This is a genomic window from Intrasporangium flavum (assembly GCF_001956915.1).
GTDB classification, from domain to species: Bacteria; Actinomycetota; Actinomycetes; order Actinomycetales; family Dermatophilaceae; genus Monashia; species Monashia flava.
Genome location: NZ_MLJO01000027.1, coordinates 53,522 through 73,247 on the forward strand (window position 1 = coordinate 53,522; position 19,726 = coordinate 73,247).

The 19,726-nt window shown below is 72.9% G+C and carries 8 protein-coding genes; all 8 read right to left on the bottom strand.

The genetic code is table 11. The annotated features are described in order from the left end of the window. Nucleotides 1-73 precede the first annotated feature (73 nt). The gene (locus BIV28_RS18365; protein WP_076263979.1) at nt 74-4,486 is read right to left on the bottom strand and encodes an FtsK/SpoIIIE domain-containing protein; all 4,413 of its coding nucleotides are present in this window, start codon (nt 4,484-4,486) and stop codon (nt 74-76) included. After that, nucleotides 4,483-7,251 (bottom strand): transglutaminase domain-containing protein, encoded by a 2,769-nt coding sequence (locus tag BIV28_RS18370; protein WP_076263980.1) that lies wholly within the window; start codon nt 7,249-7,251, stop codon nt 4,483-4,485. The genes BIV28_RS18365 and BIV28_RS18370 overlap by 4 nt, the downstream gene beginning before the upstream one ends. After that, nucleotides 7,248-8,708 carry a DUF58 domain-containing protein gene (locus tag BIV28_RS18375; protein WP_083707500.1) on the bottom strand — a complete coding sequence of 487 codons (1,461 nt, stop codon included), beginning with the start codon at nt 8,706-8,708 and terminating at the stop codon, nt 7,248-7,250. Before BIV28_RS18375 ends, BIV28_RS18370 begins: the two co-directional genes overlap by 4 nt. Before the next feature lie 64 nt (nt 8,709-8,772). After that, on the bottom strand, nt 8,773-9,744 hold the full coding sequence (locus tag BIV28_RS18380) for an AAA family ATPase (RefSeq protein ID WP_076263981.1): 972 nt from the start codon (nt 9,742-9,744) through the stop codon (nt 8,773-8,775). Between the two features lie 76 nt (nt 9,745-9,820). Beyond that, a complete protein-coding gene (locus BIV28_RS18385) occupies nt 9,821-16,141 on the bottom strand; it encodes an Ig-like domain-containing protein (protein WP_076263982.1) in 6,321 nt (2,106 codons plus the stop codon). Then, entirely contained in the window at nt 16,138-16,965 is an 828-nt protein-coding gene (locus tag BIV28_RS18390) for a hypothetical protein (RefSeq protein ID WP_423221547.1), read from the bottom strand. The genes BIV28_RS18385 and BIV28_RS18390 overlap by 4 nt, the downstream gene beginning before the upstream one ends. Nucleotides 16,966-17,198: 233 nt before the next feature. Then, entirely contained in the window at nt 17,199-18,950 is a 1,752-nt protein-coding gene (locus tag BIV28_RS18395) for a serine/threonine-protein kinase (protein ID WP_076263983.1), read from the bottom strand. Then, the coding region (locus BIV28_RS18400) for an FHA domain-containing protein (protein WP_207556098.1) at nt 18,950-19,726 on the bottom strand (777 nt) is incomplete at its 5' end. The genes BIV28_RS18395 and BIV28_RS18400, both read right to left, overlap by 1 nt.

Sequence of the window (19,726 nt, forward strand, 5' to 3'; positions counted from 1 at the left end):
ACGCCGGGCGCGACCATCGGCTCGGACCCGCGAGTTCGCTTGTCCGACAGCATGATTCGAACCCAGCTCGACATCATGGCAGCGCCACCTGCAGCAGCTCGAACTTGCCCTTCTCGACGATGAAGCCGCGCCCCTCGGGCAGCTCTGCCCGGTTGAGGGCGGGCAGGTTCGCCTTGAAGACCGACAGCCCCTCGTTGCCGTCGGGGTGCAGCGCGAGGCCCGACCGCGACGTCTTGAGCAGCGCCTGGAGGCCGAAGTTGCTGCTGAAGAACGCGGCCTCACCCTCGGCGACGACGAGCTGGTCGTTGTCGACGCACGCCTTGACGAGCGTCGTCAGCGCGTTCTCGGCGCCCGAGGGCGCGAGGTCGTCGACGCGCTCGATGAACACCGCCACCGGACGCGTGATGCGCCCCTCCTCGATGTCGGCCGCGAGGCGCGTGGCGAGCTTGGAGGTGGCCTCGCCGCCGAAGGCCGTCTCGGCCCAGATGCCGAGGTCGAGCAGCTCGGAGCTGCGCCGCGGCGTCATGAGGTAGAGGGCCGACTGCGAGCTGAACCGGTAGAGGCCGGCCGCGGTCGCCGCCACCGCCGTGGTGCGGCCCGAGCCTGACGGGCCGGTGATGACGAAGGTGCCCTTGGGGTCGAAGCCGTGCGGCTCGAGCGAGGACGACGCGACCCCGACGACGGGGCGGCCGCCGTGCTCCGAGGGCAGGTCGCCGATCGGGATGAGCTCGGCCAGCGACTCGATGGGTGGGGCCTGCGAGACCCCGGCCTTGCGCGTCGCGTCGGCGAAGGCCTCGACCGCCGCGGCCTGGACCGTGACGTCGGAGGAACCGCCGAGCACCCCGACCTGCACCTCGGCGCCGTTCATGAGGCCGCGGCCCGCCGGCGACGCCATGGTCAGCACGTCGCCGGGCACGCCGAACACCGAGTAGTCGTCGGTGTTGCTCATGCGCAGGATGATCCGGCCCTGCACGGCCGCCGCGAGGTTCGTCGGCAGGCCGGTGCGCTGGTCGGAGGCGATGATGAAGTGGACGCCGACCGGTCGGCCGTCGGCGGCGAGGCCCGCGAGCATGTCGAGCCACTGGAAGCGCCCACCCACCTCGTAGGCCTGCCGGAAGGCGGTCATGCCGTCGATGAGCACGATGATGCGCGGCTCGTCGGCGCGGCCCGAGAGGCGTCGGTAGTCGGTGATCGTCGCGGCGCTCACGGCCGAGTAGCGCGAGGCCCGCTCGTCGATCGTCGCGCGGAGCATCCGGATGAGGCGCGTGACGCGCTCGTGGTCGCCGCCCGGGACGATCGAGCCGACGTGCGGCAGGGTCTCGAGCATCGCGAGGCCGCGGTTGCCGAAGTCGAGCCCGTACACGTGGCACGGGCCGCCGCGGACCGTGTAGCCGGCCGCGATGGCGATGGTGCGCAGGAACACCGACTTGCCCGAGCCCGACGTGCCGTAGACGGCGATGTTGCCCTCGCGGTCGGGCCGGAACGCGACCTCCGGCTGGGCCTGGTTGTCGGGGTCGTCGGCGATGCCGAAGACGAGCTCGTCGTCGCGGCGCTGGGTCGGCAGCGTCGCGAGGTCGTAGACCGCGCGCATGTCGGGCAGCCACGGCTTGCGCGGCCGGGGCAGCTCGGCGCGTCGGGCGGCGCGCCCGAGCGTGCCGACGAGGCGCTGGATGTCGGTGGGGCCGAGGTCGGCGTTGTCGTCGCCGTCGTCGCGGCGCGGCGGCTCCCACTCGGTGCCCGCGCCGAACGTCAGCGTCTCGACCTTCATGTCCGGCGGCGGCGGCACGTCGGAGGTCCAGCCGCCGGCGTAGCCGGTCTGGAAGGGCACGAGGCGCCCCGGGCCGGTCTTGCTGACGGCGCGGCCGGGCAGGGCCGGGTCGAAGAACGCGGCCTCCTTGCTGCCGAGCACGTCGTCGGAGTCGTTCTCGTCGGCCATGCGCAACGCCATGCGCAGGTTGGTGTTGGCGCGCAGGTTGTCCTTGATGACGCCGGCCGGACGCTGGGTGGCCAGGATGAGGTGCAGGCCGAGGGAGCGACCGCGCTGGGCGACGTTGACGACGCCGTCGACGAACTCCGGCACCTCCTGGACGAGGGCGGCGAACTCGTCGACGACGATGATGAGCGAGGGCGGTGCCTCGACCTCGCCGCGGCGCTCGAGCTCGACGAGGTCCTTGGCCTTGAACCGGGCCAGCAGGTGCTCGCGGTAGTGCAGCTCGGCCGCGAGCGAGGCGAGCGCGCGGCGCACGAGGTGCGGCGAGAGGTCGGTGACCAGGCCGACCGTGTGCGGCAGCTTGACGCAGTCGCGGAAGGCCGAGCCGCCCTTGTAGTCGACGAGCAGGAAGGTGACCCGCTGCGGCGAGTGGGCCGCGGCCATGCCGAGGATCCACGCCTGGAGCAGCTCGGACTTGCCGGCACCGGTGGTGCCGCCGACGAGGGCGTGCGGGCCGTCGGAGCGGATGTCGACCGAGAAGGTGCCCTGGCTCGACTGGCCGACGACGGCGCGGAGGTTGCCGGGCTTGCGGGGCAGCACGGCCGGGGCGTACGGGCCGGTGAGGATCGAGCGCGACTCGCCCCACTTCTCGATGACCGCCTCCTCGGCGCTGGCCAGCTCGGTGCCGGCGAGCGTCAGCAACGACACCGCGCGGGGCAGGTCGCTGGCGTCGTCGACCGGGACACCGGCGTCGACGACCGGCGACAGGGCCCGGGCGCAGGCCATCGCCTCGTCGTAGCCGATGCGGTCGACGGCGACGGGCTGCACCTCCTCGCCCTCGTGGACGTAGCCGGCGAGGGACCGCTCGTCGCCCTCGACGACGAGGAAGGTGTGGCAGGCGGCCGGCAGCAGCTGCTGGGTCTCGGCGACCCAGACGACGATGATGCCGTGGGCGTGGCCGCGCTCGGCGATGGCGACGAGCCGGCTGCGGTCGATCGGGGCGTCGCTCTCGACGAGGACGAGCACCGACGGGCGGCCGGCACCCGCCTCCGCCTGCTCGGAGGGCGTGCCCTTGGCACTCCCCTTGGCACTGATGAGGTCCTCGAGGGCGTCGGCGAGGGCCGAGCACGCGGGGGCGCTGCCGGCCAGGTGGCCGACCTCGATCGGGCTGTGCGGCGAGCTCGTGTGCGGCAGCCACTTGAGGAAGTCCCAGTCGCGGGCCGAGCTGCCCGAGGCGAACGAGCACACGGCGAGCTCGGCCGGCGAGTGCAGCGCCACGGCCTGGACGACGAGCGAGCGGGCCGCGCCGAGGGCGTTCTGCCGCGAGCCGGCGACTCCGACGGCACCCGAGACGAGCGGTGCCGCGACGACGGGGACGTCGTGGACGACCTCGAGGCCCGAGAGCTGCTCGGAGACCTCGAGCCACGCCTCGGCCTTGGACCGGCCGACCGCGGGCATCTTGATCGGCGAGCGGGACGGCCGCGTGCCGAGGCCGAGCCGCAGCTCGCCGAACCCGTTGCCGTCGCGGCGCCGGGTCCAGAGCAGCGCGCTGCGGTCGCGGACGGCGACGAGGCACTCGGTGCCGCTCGGCTGCTCGCCGCGGCGCACGTGGCCCTCGCGATCGAGGGAGGCGCGGATGCGGTCGGAGAGCAGGGCGAGGTCCTCCTTGAAGTCCTTCATCGCCTGCTCGAAGTCCTTGCGCTGCTGGCGCCGGGACTCGTAATACGTGCCCGCCATCATCATCGGCATCATCAGCATGAAGATGATCGAGAAGGCGCTGCGGGTGATGAGGTACATGACGACGCCCATGAGCAGCGGCACGACCATGGCCACCAGCGGCATCGGGTTGGTCTTGCCGCGCTCGGGCAGGTCGGGGACCTGGAACTCCTGGCCCGGGAAGAGCGGGGCGACGCGGGGGGACCGCGAGAACTGCACGGTGCCGGCGTCGCCGGACAGCACGCCACTGCCCGGACGCGCCACGGCGCCGTCGCCCGTCAGGTGCACCTCGAGCTCGGTGTCGCCGAGGCGGATGACGTCGCCGCTCTTGAGGTGGGCGCGGGTCACCTGCTGGCCACCCGCCGTGATGCCGTTGGCCGAGCCGAGGTCGACGACCTCGACGACCTCCTGCACGACGAGCTTGGCGTGCTGTCGCGACACCGACTCGTCGGCCAGCTGCACCTCGCAGCCGCGGCCGCGGCCGACGTACGCGGTGCCGCGCGAGAGCGGGAACTCGCGGCCGGCGTCGGGGCCCGAGCGGATGACGGCGACGGCCGCGGGACGGCCGCGGTCGACGAACCCCTCGCCGGCGCGCGTCACCGTGACCCGCATGCCCGACTGCAGACCGCTCTCGGCGACCGTGGCGCGCGGGTCGAGCCCGCGCATCTCCTGGTCGACGAGCGCGAGCGTCATCGCGGCGTCGACCCCGAGCACGCTGCTGCGGTTCGGGTCGGCGGCCGCGAGGTAGCCGGCGAGGTCGCCGACGGTCGTGGCCGAGTCGGTCGTCGCGACGAGGTCGGTCTCCCGGTCACCGGACCGGAGGACGAACTTCAGCTTCACGCGTCACCCTTCGTGCTCTCGTTCTTCGTGTTCTTCGGTGCCCTGCGGGAGCCGCGGTCGCCGCGCCCCGGGCGGTCGGCGTCGGCGGCGCGTCCTGATCGACCCGACGGGCCGCGCCGGCCCGCCCGGGTGTCCGGGGCCGCCGTGCCGATGCCGGCCTTGGAGGCCGACGAGCGGCCCCGTCGCGGCGTCGCCGGCCCCGAGCGCGACGTGCGACGCGCCGCCGGGGCCAGGCCGGAGCCGGTGGGCAGGTGGTCGCGGAAGGTGCGCAGCGAGACGTCGGCGCGCAGCCGCTGCCAGAACGACTGGCCCGAGCGGAGCCGGCGTCGGGCCCGGTCCACCCCGGTCCAGAAGTCGGCGACGGCCTCGTGGCTCGGCTCGTCGACGTCGAAGACGTGCCCGTTGGCGGCCGCGGCCAGCGGCACGAGCGCGAGTGGCTCGCGGCTGCCCGGGGGCGCGGGCGGCGGCGCGGGCACGGTGCGTCCCGGGTCGGTCTGCTCGGGCGCCGCGGTGCCGGAGGGGACGCTGGGCAGCGGGGCACCCATGAGCGCACCGTCGACGACGACGCTCGGCTTCGGCGGCGGCGGGCCATCGACGTGCAGTTCCAGCGCACGCGCCTGCTCGAGGCGGGTGCCCTTGGCGGGCAGGGGCATCCGCAGGTCGCGCGCGGTGTCGATGACCTCGCGCCACCCGCCGGTGACGCGCGCGGCGGTCGGCCCCGTGGTGCGGCGCCGACGCCGGCGCAGCCACTTCGCGCCCCGGATCGCCCCGTAGACCGCGAGCAGGACGGCGAGCGGCAGCAGCACGTAGAAGACGAGCCAGCGCAGCCAGTCCGGCCAGTTGTCGGGGTTGAGGGGGTTGTCGTCCTTCGGCGGGTTGCGCAGCTGGGTCGCGTTCTGGGCCTGGTCCGGGCCCTGCAGGACGCTCGGCGGGTTGTTCGCCGCGGGCGGCGGCACCTGGGCGCCGGTCTTCTTCTCCTCGGACTTGCGGATCAGCTGCTGCGGCTTCTTGTTGCGGTCCGGCACGAACTGCGTGGCCAGGATCGGCAGCCACGTGTCGTCGGCCAGCTTGACCTCGACCCACGCCCGGACGTCCTTGCCCTTGACGACACCGCCCGCCTCGGGGATCGCGCCCATGACGACGCGCGCCGGGACGCCGAGCCGGTTGGCGACGAGGGCGTAGGCGGCCGCGTACTGCTCGTCGTTGCCTGCCAGCTGCGTCGACTTCATGAACTGGCTCATCCGCAGCAGGCTGTGGCCGGGCAGGAAGACGTTCTGGTAGTCGCCGGGCGTGCCGCCATCGGTGTACGCGCCGTCCTGGAGGGCCTTGGCGACGGCCGCGACCTTCTCCCACTGGCCGTCGACGCGGTCGGTCCACGGGGTGACCTTGTCGTCGAGGAAGCCGAGGGACGACACGTCGACGGTCGAGCCGTCGGCGACGTCCGCCGTCTTCGGCAGCTCCTTGCCCGGCGTCTGGACGTAGGCGGTCACCGTGTACTGGTCGCCCGCGGCGAGCTTCTCGGGCAGGACGCCGGTGTTGGTGTCGACGTTGAAGCGCAGGTCGTCGGAGAGCCGGTCGCCGCGACCGCCCGTGAAGTCGAGACCGGTGACGGTGCCGAACGTCGGCAGCCAGACGTCGCTGTACCCGCCGGCCGGCACGCCGACCGTGGCCGTGACCTCCTGGCCCGGACCCTCGGCGGCGATGTGGGTGCCGACCTTGCGGAAGCTGGTGCCGTCGGCGTCGGGCCCGTCGCCGAGGTTGGCGAGGTTGCCTGCGCCCCAGACGAACCCGTCGTAGGAGTCGAGCGCGGCGAACCGCAGCGGCACGCCGGCCGGCAGGCCCTTGACGGTCAGGAGCGTCTTGTCGAACTGCTGCGCGGCGTTCGGCTCGGTGTACTGACGGAAGCCGGCGAGCGGCGAGGCGAACTGCGTGACGTCGAACGGCGGCACGAGCGAGGACCGGAACACGGTGCGGCTGTGGTCGGCCCCGGGCAGCATCGGCCCGACGAAGAACCCTCCGACGGTGGCGACGGCGAGCAGGCCGGCCGTGGTGACGGCGCGCGTCGTGCGACCGGCGCCGTTCTGCAGAGCCGGCCGGTTGCGGTTGCTGCGCAGCGCCGTCCAGCCGATGGCCACGAGCGCGAACACGGCGCCCTGGACGAGCACGGCGGCCGGGGTCTGCGTGCCCAGGACGATCGAGGCCACGAGGAGCGCCACCGGTGCGACGAGCGCGAGGACCGCGCCCGGCCAGCGTCGGGCGACGCCGTAGGTCAGGGCCGCGCCGGCCAGGCCGAAGAGGAACGGCAGCGCCATGTACGGGCCCTCGGAGTCGACCGGCGGCAGCGCCGTCAGCAGCTCCTTCCAGCCGGGGACCGCCATGTGCACGAGGGTGCCGAACGTCGACCCCGACGGAAGGAACCCGGCGATGAGGTCCTCGCGGACGGCGATCGGGCCGCCGAGGAGGAGGTAGGCGGCCGCGGCCGCGAGCAGCGTCACGACGCCGAGGGCGCGGAACGCGGCACCGGCGTAGGACACGAGCAGCCCGACGAGCAGGCCCGCGAGACCGACCCACAGCCAGCCGAGGCCGAAGAACGTCGTGCGGAAGCCGACGAGCGCGATGCCGACGAGCGCGACGGTGAAGCCGGCGTCGACGAGCTGCGGCGCCGTCGGGCGCAGCTTCGCCAGCTGCGTGCCGACGCGTTCGCGCGCGCTCGGCGGCTGCACGAGCGCGCTCGGCGGCGGGGCGGAGATACCGGTCTGGCTCATCGGGCGACTCCGGTGAACAGGAGGGAACGGAGGTCCTCGAGCGCGCTCAGCGTCAGGATCGTCAGGCCGCCGCCGCGGCGGATGCCGTGCTCGGCCGCCGGGTCGACGACGACGATGACCCGGGTCACCTCGGGCGGGAACTGCCCGGCCGCGCGCTGCAGCTCGATGAAGGGGCGGTGCGGCCCGGTGACGATGAAGACCGTCGAGGTGTCGGGCGCGAGGTCGGTGGCATCGAGGCTCACCGAGAAGAGGTCGATCGGGCCGGGCTCGACCCGGGCCATGGCGTCGAGGCCGACCTGCGGCACCGACCGGCTCACCTTCTGCTCGCCGCACACCATGGTGCAGTCCTGCTCGTCGAGCATGACGCGCACCATGATCGAGGCGCCGACCGAGATCGCCGTCTCGACGTCGGCCTGGATCGCCGTGGGGGCGTTGGCCGCCATGACGTCGCGCTCGACGTCGCGCTCGGTGCGGCCGGTCCTGCCGTGCCCGGAGCGGTACTGCTCCGGGTCGGGGTCGACGACGACCGTCACGTGCGAGCGCCGGGTGTCGAGGAACTGGCGCACGAGGAGCCGGCCGGCCTTGGCCGAGCTGCGCCAGTGGATGTAGCGCCGGTCGTCGCCCGGCTGGTACTCGCGCAGGGCGTGGAAGGCGAGGTCGCTCATCGAGACGTCCTCGGTGGTGCTGCCCTCGAGGTCGCGCAGCAGGCCGGCGCCGAGCGACTCGAGCGCGACGGTGCGCGGGTGGACGAACAGCTCGGTGCGCTCGGTCCACGTCAGGGTGCGGCGCATGAGGCCGAGCGGGTCACCCTGCACGGTCGTGGCCGGGCCCACCTGGATGACGCCGCGGCGCGAGGTGGGCACGACGAAGAGCTCCTCGTGGGCGTGGCCCGGCGTCAGTGCCGGCAGGACGAAGCGCGCCGCGGACAGGCCGACGGGCAGCTCGACGAGGATCGGCAGCATCGGCGCCCGCGCCTCGTTCGTCACGACGATGCGGCCGGTGGCCGGCTCGCCGACGACGACGCGTCGGGGGTCGACCTCGGCGACGACGCGCACCTTGGTGCGCCCCAGCGCGAGCACGAAGCACACGAGGAAGAGCACGAGGGCGGCCGCAGCCACCATGAGCAGCTCGGTCCAGCCCCAGCGGGCGCCGACGAACCACGTGACGAGGCCGAGCGCGAGGATCGTCCACCCCAACGGCGAGACCCAGTGCAGGACGCCGGCGACCGGCCGCCACACGCCCTCCGTGCGCTGGGCGACGCGTCCGGTGGCGTGCCCGATCGTCTGCGTGATCGGCTGCGTCACGTGCCGGATGCCGCGGCTCGTCGAGCCGCGCGCGGAACGCGCGGCCCCACGCCCTGACGCACCCGCCGAGCCGCCGGCGGGTGCCGGCGCGCCGGGTGCTGCCTTCGCAGGGGCGCCCTGCGACGCGTCCCGCTCCTTGACCTGTTCGGCCATCCCTACCCCTCGTCGTGGCCTTCGTTCAGCCCTGTGCCGTCGTGTTCGGTGGTGCGCGGGCCGCTCAGGCGGAGGCGCGCTCCGCCGGCGGGGCGATGTCCCCGAGGATCTGGTCGATGCACTGCTCGACCGTCGTGCCGGCGAACTGGGCCTCGGCGTTGAGCAGGAGGCGGTGGCTCAGCACCGGCTCGGCGAGGATCTTGATGTCGTCCGGCACGACGTAGGTGCGGCCCTGGCTCGCCGCCCACGTCTTGGCGCACCGCACGTAGGCGAGGCAGCCACGCACCGAGAGGCCGAGCTTGAGGCTCGGGTGGCGGCGCGACTCCTCGGCGATGCGGCTGACGTAGCCGAGGATCGCCGGGTCGACGTGGATCTCGTCGGCCAGGCGCGACATGTCGACGATGACGTTGCTCGCGATGAGCGGCTGCAGCGTCTTGGCGCGGTCACGCGTCTTGGCGTCGGCGAGCACCGCGATGGTCGCCTCGTGGTCGGGGTAGCCGACGCTCGCCTTCATGAGGAAGCGGTCGAGCTGGGCCTCGGGCAGGCGGTAGGTACCGGCCTGCTCGATGGGGTTCTGCGTCGCGATGACCATGAACGGCTCGCCGACCGAGTGCGGCTTGCCGTCGATGGTGACGCGGCCCTCCTCCATGACCTCGAGCAGCGCCGACTGGGTCTTCGGCGAGGCGCGGTTGATCTCGTCGGCGAGCACGATGGTCGCGAAGATCGGGCCCGGGTGGAACTCGAAGGCCTGCTTCGTCGGCTCGTAGATCGTCACGCCGGTGACGTCGGACGGCAGCAGGTCAGGCGTGAACTGGATGCGGCTGTGCGTGCCCTGCACCGTGGCCGACAGGGCCCGCGCCAGCTGGGTCTTGCCGGTGCCCGGGAAGTCCTCGAGGAGCATGTGGCCCTCGGACAGCAGGCACGTCAGCGCGAGGCGCGTCACGTGCTGCTTGCCGAGCACGGCCTTCTCGATGTTGCCGACGAGCTGGTCGAAGGTGTGGGCGAACCAGGTCACCTGGTCCTGCGTGACGCTCATGGGTTTCCTTCTCGTGAAAGTGGTCTCGTGCGAAGAGGTGGTCGGTTCGGTGCGGGGCCGCCGCGCGCTGCGCGGCTCAGCCCCACGGGTTCTTGGTCGCCGAGTCGCGCCCGTTGGACCCGGTGCAGGTCACGGTCACCGACTGGTTCGGGTAGCCGAGGAACTTGCCGGAGTTGTTGCGTCCGTTCGTCGGCGTGTGCGTGCCCGCGGTTCCGTCGTCCGGGTTGGACCAGCCGCTGATCGAGCAGCTGATGCGCCCCTCGAAGTTCTGCAGCTCGTAGCCGATGTGGTTGCAGTTCGTGCCGCACTGCTTGCCCTGGTAGGGGTCGTAGCAGTTGGTCGGGCTGCACGCCGTGCCCTTGTAGACGCTGAGCACCTTCGGGTTCGGCTTGGCATTCGTCGTGCCGGTGACGTAGGCCGTCCACGGTCCCGGACCCGAGTCCTGGGCGATGGCCCGGACGCGGATCTTGCGCGAGGTCGAGTAGCCGAGCCCGCTGAACGTCGTCGAGTGCGTGCCCGCCCCGACGGTCGTGTTGCGGTCGCCGTCGATCTCGTAACCGGTGATCGGGCGGCCCTCGCTCGGCGCGGTGCCCCACGTGAAGGTGATGCTGTTGTTGTCGTGGGTCTCGCGCAGGCCGGGGACGCCGTTCGTCGGGCCGTACGGGTGGAAGGTGACGCTGTTGCTCCACGGCGAGCAGAGCCCGGCGACGTTGCACGCCTGGACCTGCATGCTCTGCTGGCTCGTGCCGAGGTTGCCGGCCTTGCCGCCCGAGCAGCCGCCCGAGCAGGCCCACGAGCCGCTGCGACCGGACGAGGTCTGCCAGTTGACCTTGTCGTAGCCGCGCGAGCGCGAGTCGCCGAGGCTGAACGAGGCGTCGGCCGAGTAGTCCTTGCGCGGCGTCACCACCGAGCGCAGGTTCGGCGTCTCGGGGACGCCGTCGGCGGTGTACCCGGAGAAGTTCGCCTTGTCGGAGGTCGCCGGGCCGCCGTTGGTGGCCGTGACCGTGTACTCGACGCGCTGGCCCTGGTAGGGGATCGTGTCGGTCGCGGTGTGGGACTCGCCCGCCGAGCGCGTCGCGATGCGGTTCCACGCGCCGCCCTCGGTGCGCCGGTACACGTCGTACTGCGTGATCGGCGGGCCGTTGGGGTCGGTGTCCGGCCAGGAGATCGTCACCTGGGCGTTCGGCTCACCGGGCACCGGGTCGCGCGGGCTCAGCGTCGGCGCCGGCACGTTGGCCGGCTTGCCGTACGACTGCGCCTTGACCGTCGGGCCGAAGGGGCCCCAGCCGGCACCGTTGCGGGCCTGGACGCGGATGTTGTAGGCGTCGTTGTTGATGAGGCCCGACAGGGTCTTGGTCAGCGCCGGCGCCTTGACCGGCACGGTGCCGCCCGACCCGGCGTTCGTGCCGATGTCGACGTACTGGACGCGGTAGTCGGTGACCTCGCTGCCCTCGTTGGGCGGCGGCGTCCAGTTGACGGTGAGCTTCCGGTCGCCCGGCACGACGTTGCTGATGACCGTGGCCTTCGGCTTGGTGTCGGGGCGCACCGTGTTGCTCTTCGGGCTCTCCTCCGACCAGCCGACCGGGTTCTGCGAGCGGACGGTGAAGGAGTAGTCCTTGCCGTTGGTCAGACCGGTGATGGTGCACGGCGAGCTGGTGCAGATCTGGCGCACCTCGCCACCGTTGGCGATGACCTCGTACTGGGAGATCGGCAGGCCGCCGTCGTAGGCCGGCGGCAGCCAGTCCACCCGGGCCGTGCTGCCGAGGATGCGGTCGGCGACGGCCACCGGGGCGCCGGTCGGGTCCGGCTTGCTGCGGACCGTGACGGTGACCTGGCCGAGGGCGGCCGGGCGTCCCGGCGCGTCGAGCACGCGGACCGAGATCTTCGTGTCGTTGCGGGCCTTGTCCGACGCCGACACCGTCAGCTGGCAGCCGCTGGCCGACGCGGTGACGCCGACGCCCGACACGACCTGGCTCTCCTGCACCGAGCACTGCGGCGCCGTCAGCGGGCTGTCGAGGTACTGGGCGAGGTTGACCGTGCGGCTCGTGCCGGCGATGAGGCCCTCGACGAGCACCGGGCGCATCGTCGCGATCGGGGGCGCGCTCGTGACGCGGACCCGGATCTTGAAGGTCTCGGCGCCGCCCTTGGCCTTGACGGCCACCGCACCCGTGGTGCCGGCCGTGGCGGCGGCCTGGGCCTTGAGGACGACCTGCCGCCCGCCCTGGCCGGACTGCGAGAGGTCGACGCGGTCGGCGGCCGGGTCCCAGGTCGCCTCGTAGGCGGCCGAGGAGGCGTCGAGGCCGTCGGGCACCCAGGCGTGGCACAGGCGCGGGATGTCGAACGAGCGTGCCGGGCCGTCGGCCGCGAGGAGCACCTCGTGGTCGGGGCAGCGCAGCACCGGCACGTCCGGCCCGACCTGCACCGGGATCGTGACGTAGGTGGTCTGGGCGGCCTTGTCGTTCGGGCCGGTCGCGTTGGTCACCTCGAGCATGAGGGCGGCCGGTCCGACGTAGCCGTTCGTCGAGGTGAGCGTCAGCTCGGTGGCCGAGGTGACGGCCGACTGGAGGTTCTCCGACGGCGAGGTCGACACGGTCTCGGGGGAGGTGACCGAGACCTTGCCGCCGCGCGGGTCGAGGACGTAGTCGTCGAGCGGGACCTTGACCGTGGAGTCGGCGCCCATCTTCACCGTCTTGCCCGACACGACGTAGGGCATGCCGTTGTTGCCGGCCGGGACGTAGATGAGGGCCATCGCCTGGGCGCCGTCGGCGTCCTCGATGACGTAGGGCACGACGCGCGCCTGCTGGCGCAGCTGGATCCGCAGCTTGCGGCCCTCGCGGGTCACGCCGTCGCCGTAGAACTTCACGATCTTCAGCTGTGACTGCTCGCCGTCGAGGTCGCGGTCGTTGGCGAGCGCGTCGACGACGATCGAGGTCTCGCCGGGCTTGGCCGAGCCGGTGTCGTCGACGGCCGTCGGCGGGTTGTTGAAGTCCTTCTGGCCGCGCACCGTCAGGGTCGACTTCGACGGGTCGAAGAGGCCGTCGGTGATGCCGTAGGTCAGCACCTTCGCGGGGCCGACCTCCGGGGCGACGACCTTGAAGGTGTCGTCCTTCTGGCGCTGGAAGTCCTTGAGGCTCCCGGCGTCGTTGAGCGTCGAGAGGTCGACGAAGGAGACGGAGTCGCCGGCCGCGATGAGGTCGTTGGACAGCACGTCGGCGCGCACCGTGCGCCCCGGCGCGGCGACGACGTCGTCCTCGACGGCGACAGGCGGCTGCGGGTCGCCCGGCTGCACGACGCCGACGCGCACGAAGCCGTCGCTCGTGGCGCCGAACCGGTCGCGCAGCTGGTAGCGGATGACCTCGGTGCCCGCGCTGCGCGGGTAGGCCTCGTAGCGGATCGTCGCGGCGCCGAAGCCGACGACGCGACCGAACTTGAGGTCGACCGGGCCGGAGTCGTCGCCGACGATCCCGCTGACGAACGTCAGGTCGCCGTCGGGGTCGACGCCGCTCGTCGGGACGGTGATCGCCAGGGTGTCGCCGGCCGTGACGCTCGTGCTGAAGCTGCGCGCCTGCGGCGGCTGGTTCGGGTTCTTGACGGCGTCCGGCGGCGGGTTGATCGTCACCGTGATGCGGCCGGTCTGCCCGCGCGAGCGCAGCCCCTCCGGGTAGGTCGTGTACTCGAGGATCGCGGTCTTCGGACCGGTCATCGGGGCGACCTCGGGCACGTAGCGCACGACGGTGCCCGACGCGAACGCCTGGCCGCCGCCGGAGAGCACCCGCACCTCGGGGGCGAGCTTGAGCGGGATGCCCTCGCTCATCGAGTCGTTGTCGAGGGCCGGGATCGTCACCGCGTCGCCGACGCGGACCGTGGCGACGTCGTCGACGACGGTCGGCAGGATCTTGTCCTTGGGCTCGGGTTTCTGGACGACCGACAGCTCGCCCACCGCGGTCTTCGTGCCGTCGGAGATCGTGTACCGGACCGTGCCCTGGCGGGTCTCGCTGCCGGTGACCGGCGCGGTCGCCTGCACCCGCACCCAGCGGCCCTGGACGATCGAGGCGCGCAGCCACGCCTGCGAGGACTCGACGCGCTGGACGACGAGGACGTCGCTGCGCGGGCTGTAGTCGTTGGACAGCACGTCGGCGATGACCGGCGTCTGGCCGCGCACGACCGCCGCGTCGGGCGTCGCGACCGGCGGGGCGTCGTTGTCCTTGTCGGGCAGGATGTCGACGCGGATGCGGCCGGTGGCCACGCCCGCACCCACCTGCGCGGTGTAGGTGACGACGGAGGTGCCGGGCGTCTGGCCGGTGACGGTGACGACCCCGGTGTCGAGGTTGCTGTCGAGCTTGAGCTGGCCGGGGCCACGCACCGCCTGGGCCAGGCGCAGTCGCGCCTCCGGGTCGGTCGGGTCGGCGCCGGCGATGTCGTTACCGAGAGGCTGCAGCTGCACCGGCTTGCCGACCACCGCGCGCACGACGTCGGGCTGGGTGCGCGGCCGGACCGGCTTCTCGTCGTCCTCGCTCAGCACGTCGAGCGAGACCGAGGACTCGGCGGTGCCGCCGCGGCCGTCGTCGACGACGTACTTGACGACCTGGTCGCCCTTCTCGCCCTGGGCCTTGACCGTCAGCGCGCCCGAGCCGTCGACGCCGGTGGTCTCGACGTCGACCGGCGAGACCTGGATCGGGTCGTTCTCGGCGTCGCGCCAGTCGGCGACGACGCCGACACGGACCGAGCCGTTGGCCACGACCGGGTAGGACGACTGCGCGAGCCGGGCCTGCCCGGCGCGCAGCTTCGGCGCGGTGTTGACGTCGTCGGTGACGATCTTGACGGTGACCTTCGCGGTGGCCCGGCCGTTCTTGGCCGTCGTGCCGTTGTTGACGGTGTAGGAGAACGTGAAACCCTCGACGCCCGGCTCGTCGGGGACGGTGACCTGGACGGTCTGGCCGTCGGCCGACGGCGTGGCCGTGATGCCGGCGGCGTCGGGCTGCGTGACGTCGCCCGGCGAGATCGCGAGGATCGAGCCCTGGCTGTCGGAGTCGTTGTCGAGGACGTGGAGCGTCGAGGTGCGCCCCGGACGGACCTGCATGACGTCGGGCTGCGCCTTGGGCGGCGTCCGCGTCTGCTGGTCGTCGATGAGGTTCTCGTCCTTCTTCTTGTTCTTGTTGTCGGTCTGCGGCGGCGGGATGACCGAGTTCCAGTTGTCGATCTTGACGCGGTTGCGGTCGACGTCCCAGACGTCGCCGGAGTCGAGGTCGTTGAGCACGATGAGGCCGCGGTTGACGCGCAGCTTTACGCCGTCGGTGCGCACGCCCTTCTTCATCGCGCCGAGGTCGACGGTGCCGGCGTCGGCCGGCGAGCCGCAGTTGCGGCCGTAGTAGACGTTCGACGGGCCGGCCCAGGCGGCGTGGACGCACGCGGCGAGGCGCACCGGCTGGGACAGCAGCAGGTCCTGCCCTGACGCGCCGGCCTGGCCCTGGGCCAGCGCGACGCCCGCGGCCTGCCCGCCGTCGCCGGTGAGGTCGACCTGCGTGAGGCCCGAGTCGTCCTGCACGAGGACGGTGGACGCGTCGGGGCCCGGCTGCTGGAGCGCGGCGTACGCGGGGTTGCCGGGCTCGGCGTTGCCGACCGAGAGCTGCTCGGGCTCGCTCAGTGCGTCGGAGTAGAGCTTGTTCGTGGCCGAGTCCCACACGACCCAGTGCGAGCCGACCGCGGTGACCTGCGCCGACTTGGAGGAGAACTTCAGCTCGGTCGTGACCGGCTTGTCGAAGGCGGCGCCCTTCGGGCGCAGGACCGTCACCGACCCCTTCTCGGCCGAGACGGCGTAGACGGTGCCGTCGACGCCGACGGCCACGGCCGCGTTGCCGCCGACCTTCGCCAGCGGCTTGGCCTGGGTCTGCAGGCCGTCGAGGCCGCTGATGCCGGCCCGGTCGTCGACGCGCTGGGCGCGCAGCTCGCCGGTGGCCGGGTCGATCATCGCGACGCTGCCACCACGCAGGTCGAGCGGCGGCGCGGTGAAGACCCGGTTGCCCGTGGCGGTGCTCGGCTTGGGGAGCAGGACGGCCTGCTCGGCGGCCATCGTGCCCTCGGACGGGTTGATGGGGACGACCTGGTTGCTCGCCTTGGTGTAGCCGAGGACCGCCGCGCCGTCCTGGAACATGTCGAGCCCGGAGCTGCTGCCGACGTCGGCGTAGACGCCGGCGTCGAGCTGGCCGGCAGCCTTGTTGATGCGCCCGAAGCGGGACTGCTCGGAGTTGGTGACCCAGATGCCGCCGTCGTTGAGGTCGGCCTTGCGCACGACCTCGCCGTCGCTCTTGGTCGCGAGCCAGACGAGCAGGCTCGCGACGAGGGCGACGACGACGGTCGAGACGATGCCGATCCGTCGCTTGGTGGCGGCGGTGCTCATGCGTTCCCCTGTTCGGCCGCCACGGCGGCCTTCGATGCGTGTGGTGCAGTAGGTGCGGTCGGTGCGGTGCCGGAGCCCGCTGCGGGCGGCGTCGACGCGTCGGCGTCGGCCGTCCCGAGGTCGTCGAGCAGGACGAGGTCCTCCTCGACGACGATCTTCGTCGAGAGCGCGTGCTCGACGAGCCGGGCCTTGCGGTTGGTCGCGAGCTTGCCGACGCCGCCGTGCAGGCCGCGCGTCCCCGCGTCGGCGAGCTTCTGGCAGACGTTGTCGAGCTTGCGGTTGAAACGGGTGAGGGTCCAGCCGAGGCGCTCGGCAGCAGCGGCGGAGGAGGGTATCTGACTCGTACCCGCTTCACGGCGCCGGAGGAACGGCTCGCACAGCGCGACGACGAGCAGTTTCTGGTCGGGCGTGAACGACACGCGTCCGACCGTGGCCGCGCCGAGGTCGTCGGCGTCCTCCGGCGCGGGGGCCTCGGCGGTGACGGTCTTGAAGACCGGGCTCGCGACGTGGATCTCGAAGTCGTAGGTCGTCGGGCCGGCCGTGAACCACACGACGAGCTTCTTCATCGCGAGCGGGATGCGGGCGCCCGGGTTGAGGAAGGCCTGGAAGAGGCCCTGCTCGTCGGCGACCGTCGCGGTGAGCGTCGAGCCGGTGTTGCTCAGCCACCAGAAGCCCGCCTCGTGCGAGACGACGAGGAAGGTGCGGTGCAGGTACGGGTTGTCGTCGACCTCGACGTCGCCGGTGCGACCGATGGTCAACCCGGCCTCCGGTGACACGGAGTACTCCTCGCCGCAGAACACGACGGTCACCTTGCTGTGGATCACGATCAGGTCCCCTAACCCGGTCGACTGGCACACGGCTGAGCCGTGCGCTTGCGGCTAACGAGGTCCAACCCTGCCGCGTTACGGACGTGTGTGGTGGTTTGGTGCTGTCTGGCTCGAGATTTCCCCTTCGCGGGCCGTGTGTCGATCCGCCGTCGTACTCAGTGCTGCTGGTTGGATGCGCGACCGACGCCCGGTCGAGCCGTCACGCGACCGTCACGAGCCCTCACGAGCCCTCACTGGGCCGTCTCGCACTCCGGCCCACCGGGTGGTGACCCGTTGCCGGCACGGATGACGACGACGCCGGCACACACCTTGGTCCCCTTCGGCACGGTGAACGTGTAGGTGGGCTTCGTCGCCGTGACCACCTTGGACTGGTTGCTGCTCACGGCCTGGTCGCGCGAGGCCGCGTACTGGATGCGGAAGGTGTCCTTCTTGTCGGGCTCGGGGTAGGTCCACCGGAAGGTGACCTTGCCGGCGCCCGACTCGGCAGTGACGACGGGACGGTCGAAGACGGGGTTGCCGACCGCGCTGTCGTCGCCGGGCATCGACACCGTCTGCTTCGGCGTCGGGCCCACCTCGGCCGGCGGCGTCGACCCGCCGCGCAGGACGAGGAAGACGACGAGGGCCACGAGGACGACGACCCCGCCGGCCAGGCCCCACACGACGCCCGGACGCGTCAGCGGCGACCCCGACGGAGCCGCGGCGGGCGCCTGCGGGTCGGCGGTGCTGGCGGCCCGCCTGACCGTGGCCTCGTCGGACCCGTCGCCACCGCGGGCGAGCGGCGAGGTGGCCGGGGAGGCGACGACGTCGGTGGTGGCCGCAGGCCGTGCCGGCGCGTACCCGCCGTAGGTCGAGTGTCCCGGCTGGCTGCCGGGAACCGCTGCGGGAGAAGGACGCCCGTGGCCGTGCTCGCGTCGACGCGTCTCGTCCTCGACCGGGGTGGAGGTGGGGCCCGCGTACGCCGCGGGAGCGGCCGGAGCCGCCGGCTGCGCGATGACGGTCTGCGGGGCCTTGATGCGGGTGCGGTCGTCCTCGTCCTCGCCGCCGCGGCCGGTGGGCGATCCGTGGGTCTGGCTGACGAGCGTCGTGTGACCCTGCTCGTCGAGCACGACGATCGGGGTGCGGGCGAGGCGCTGCTGCTGCTCGACGGCCTGCAGGGCGCGGGCCAGCTCGAGGGCCGAGGACGGCCGGTGCGACGGGTCCTTGGCCATCGCCTGGGCGAGGAGCCGCTCGAGGCCGCCGGGCACGTCGGGCCGGCCGGTGGGCGGCACGGGGGTGTTGCGGATCCGCGGCATGAGCGCGTAGGCCGAGTTGTCGCCGCCGGGCACCTCGAAGGGCGAGCGCCCGACGAGCAGCTGCCACAGCGTCGCGGCCAGCGAGTACACGTCGGAGCGCACGTCGCCGTTGCTCTGGCCGTAGAGCACCTCCGGCGGCGCCCACGGCACCGAGACCCCGACGTCGTCGGTGGTCTCGGCCTCGGCCCCCTCGCCCTCGCGAGCACCGCGACCGGCGATGCCGAAGTCGGTGAGGCCCGGGGCCCCGTAGGCGCTGACGAGGACGTTGGCCGGCTTGATGTCGCGGTGGGTGATCGAGGCGCGGTGGGCGGTCTCGACGGCGCTGGCGATCTGGATGCCGGTGCGCAGCACCTCCTCGACGGAGAAGCGCTCGGCCCGGGCCCGCATCGCGAGGTTGGGCGGCGGGTAGTACTTCATGACGAGGTAGGGGCGACCGTCGTCGGAGGTGCCGGACCGGAAGACCTGCACGATGTACGGGTGGTCGCCGAGGGCGGCCATCGTGTCGGCCTCCTCGACGAACTGGCGGCGCAGCGCGTCGGTCAGGCCCTCGGGCTTGAGCACCTTGACCGCGACCGGCATGCGCGGGCTCTGCTGCTCGTAGAGGAACACGTCGGCGTAGCCGCCGGAGCCGAGGGGCTGGACGAAGACGAGCCCCGGGATCTTCGGGGGCGCTCCCTTGCGCGGTGCCATCAGAGCGCGGCCTCGAAGGTGAAGGAGACCTCGTCGGCCATGGAGACGACCGAGCCCGGCTCGAGGACCTGCTGGTCGTTGGCGCGCAGGCGAACCGGCGGCTCACCGGGCAGCGCCATCGTCGTGCCGTTGGTCGTGCCGAGGTCGCGGACGAGCACGTGCCAGCCCTCGAGGAGGACCTCCACGTGGTTGCGGGACACGTCGCGCTCGGGGCTCGGCACCTTGACGACGTGCGGCCGGTCGGTGGCGGCGACGCCGTCGCCGAGCTTGGGCGAGCGTCCGAGCAGGACGCTGCGGTCGAGGGTCACGACGTCTCCGGTGGACAGGCGTAGGACGCCGAGCGGCGGCCGCGGCATGGTGAACGGCTCCTGCGGCGGGATCGACGCGCCACAGACGCGGCACGCGTCGCCGTGCGGCGGGGTCGGGTGGCCGGACGCGCAGAGCACGGCCAGGACGCTGGGACCCGTCGGGTTGGCGAGCTGGGCCGCGTGGCGCGCCTCGAGGAGCGCGCTGCGGTCGACGGTCTGCTCCGCCTCGTCGACCTCGTCGAGGTCCTCGGTGGCGGCGGCGAGCCGCGGGGTGTGGTGCTGCTCGAGCCTGGGGGTGTCGTGCGTCGCGGCGTGGCCCGGGTCGGCGGTGGGGATCGGCTGGGTCGGCGGGATCGCCGGAGCGGGGCCGCCGGTCGGGGTCGGGGGAACGGCAGCAGCCGGCGTCGGGGCCGGCGTCTGGGCCGGCGGTGCGGCCTGCGTGGCCGGGGCGGCGGGGACGACCGGGGG

Excerpts from the sequence above, each read along its gene's own strand:
- BIV28_RS18370 (WP_076263980.1), bottom strand. The coding sequence starts at position 7,251 with ATGAGCCAGACCGGTATCTCCGCCCCGCCGCCGAGCGCGCTCGTGCAG.
- BIV28_RS18375 (WP_083707500.1), bottom strand. The coding sequence starts at position 8,708 with ATGGCCGAACAGGTCAAGGAGCGGGACGCGTCGCAGGGCGCCCCTGCG.
- BIV28_RS18380 (WP_076263981.1), bottom strand. The coding sequence starts at position 9,744 with ATGAGCGTCACGCAGGACCAGGTGACCTGGTTCGCCCACACCTTCGAC.
- BIV28_RS18385 (WP_076263982.1), bottom strand. The coding sequence starts at position 16,141 with ATGAGCACCGCCGCCACCAAGCGACGGATCGGCATCGTCTCGACCGTC.
- BIV28_RS18395 (WP_076263983.1), bottom strand. The coding sequence starts at position 18,950 with ATGGCACCGCGCAAGGGAGCGCCCCCGAAGATCCCGGGGCTCGTCTTC.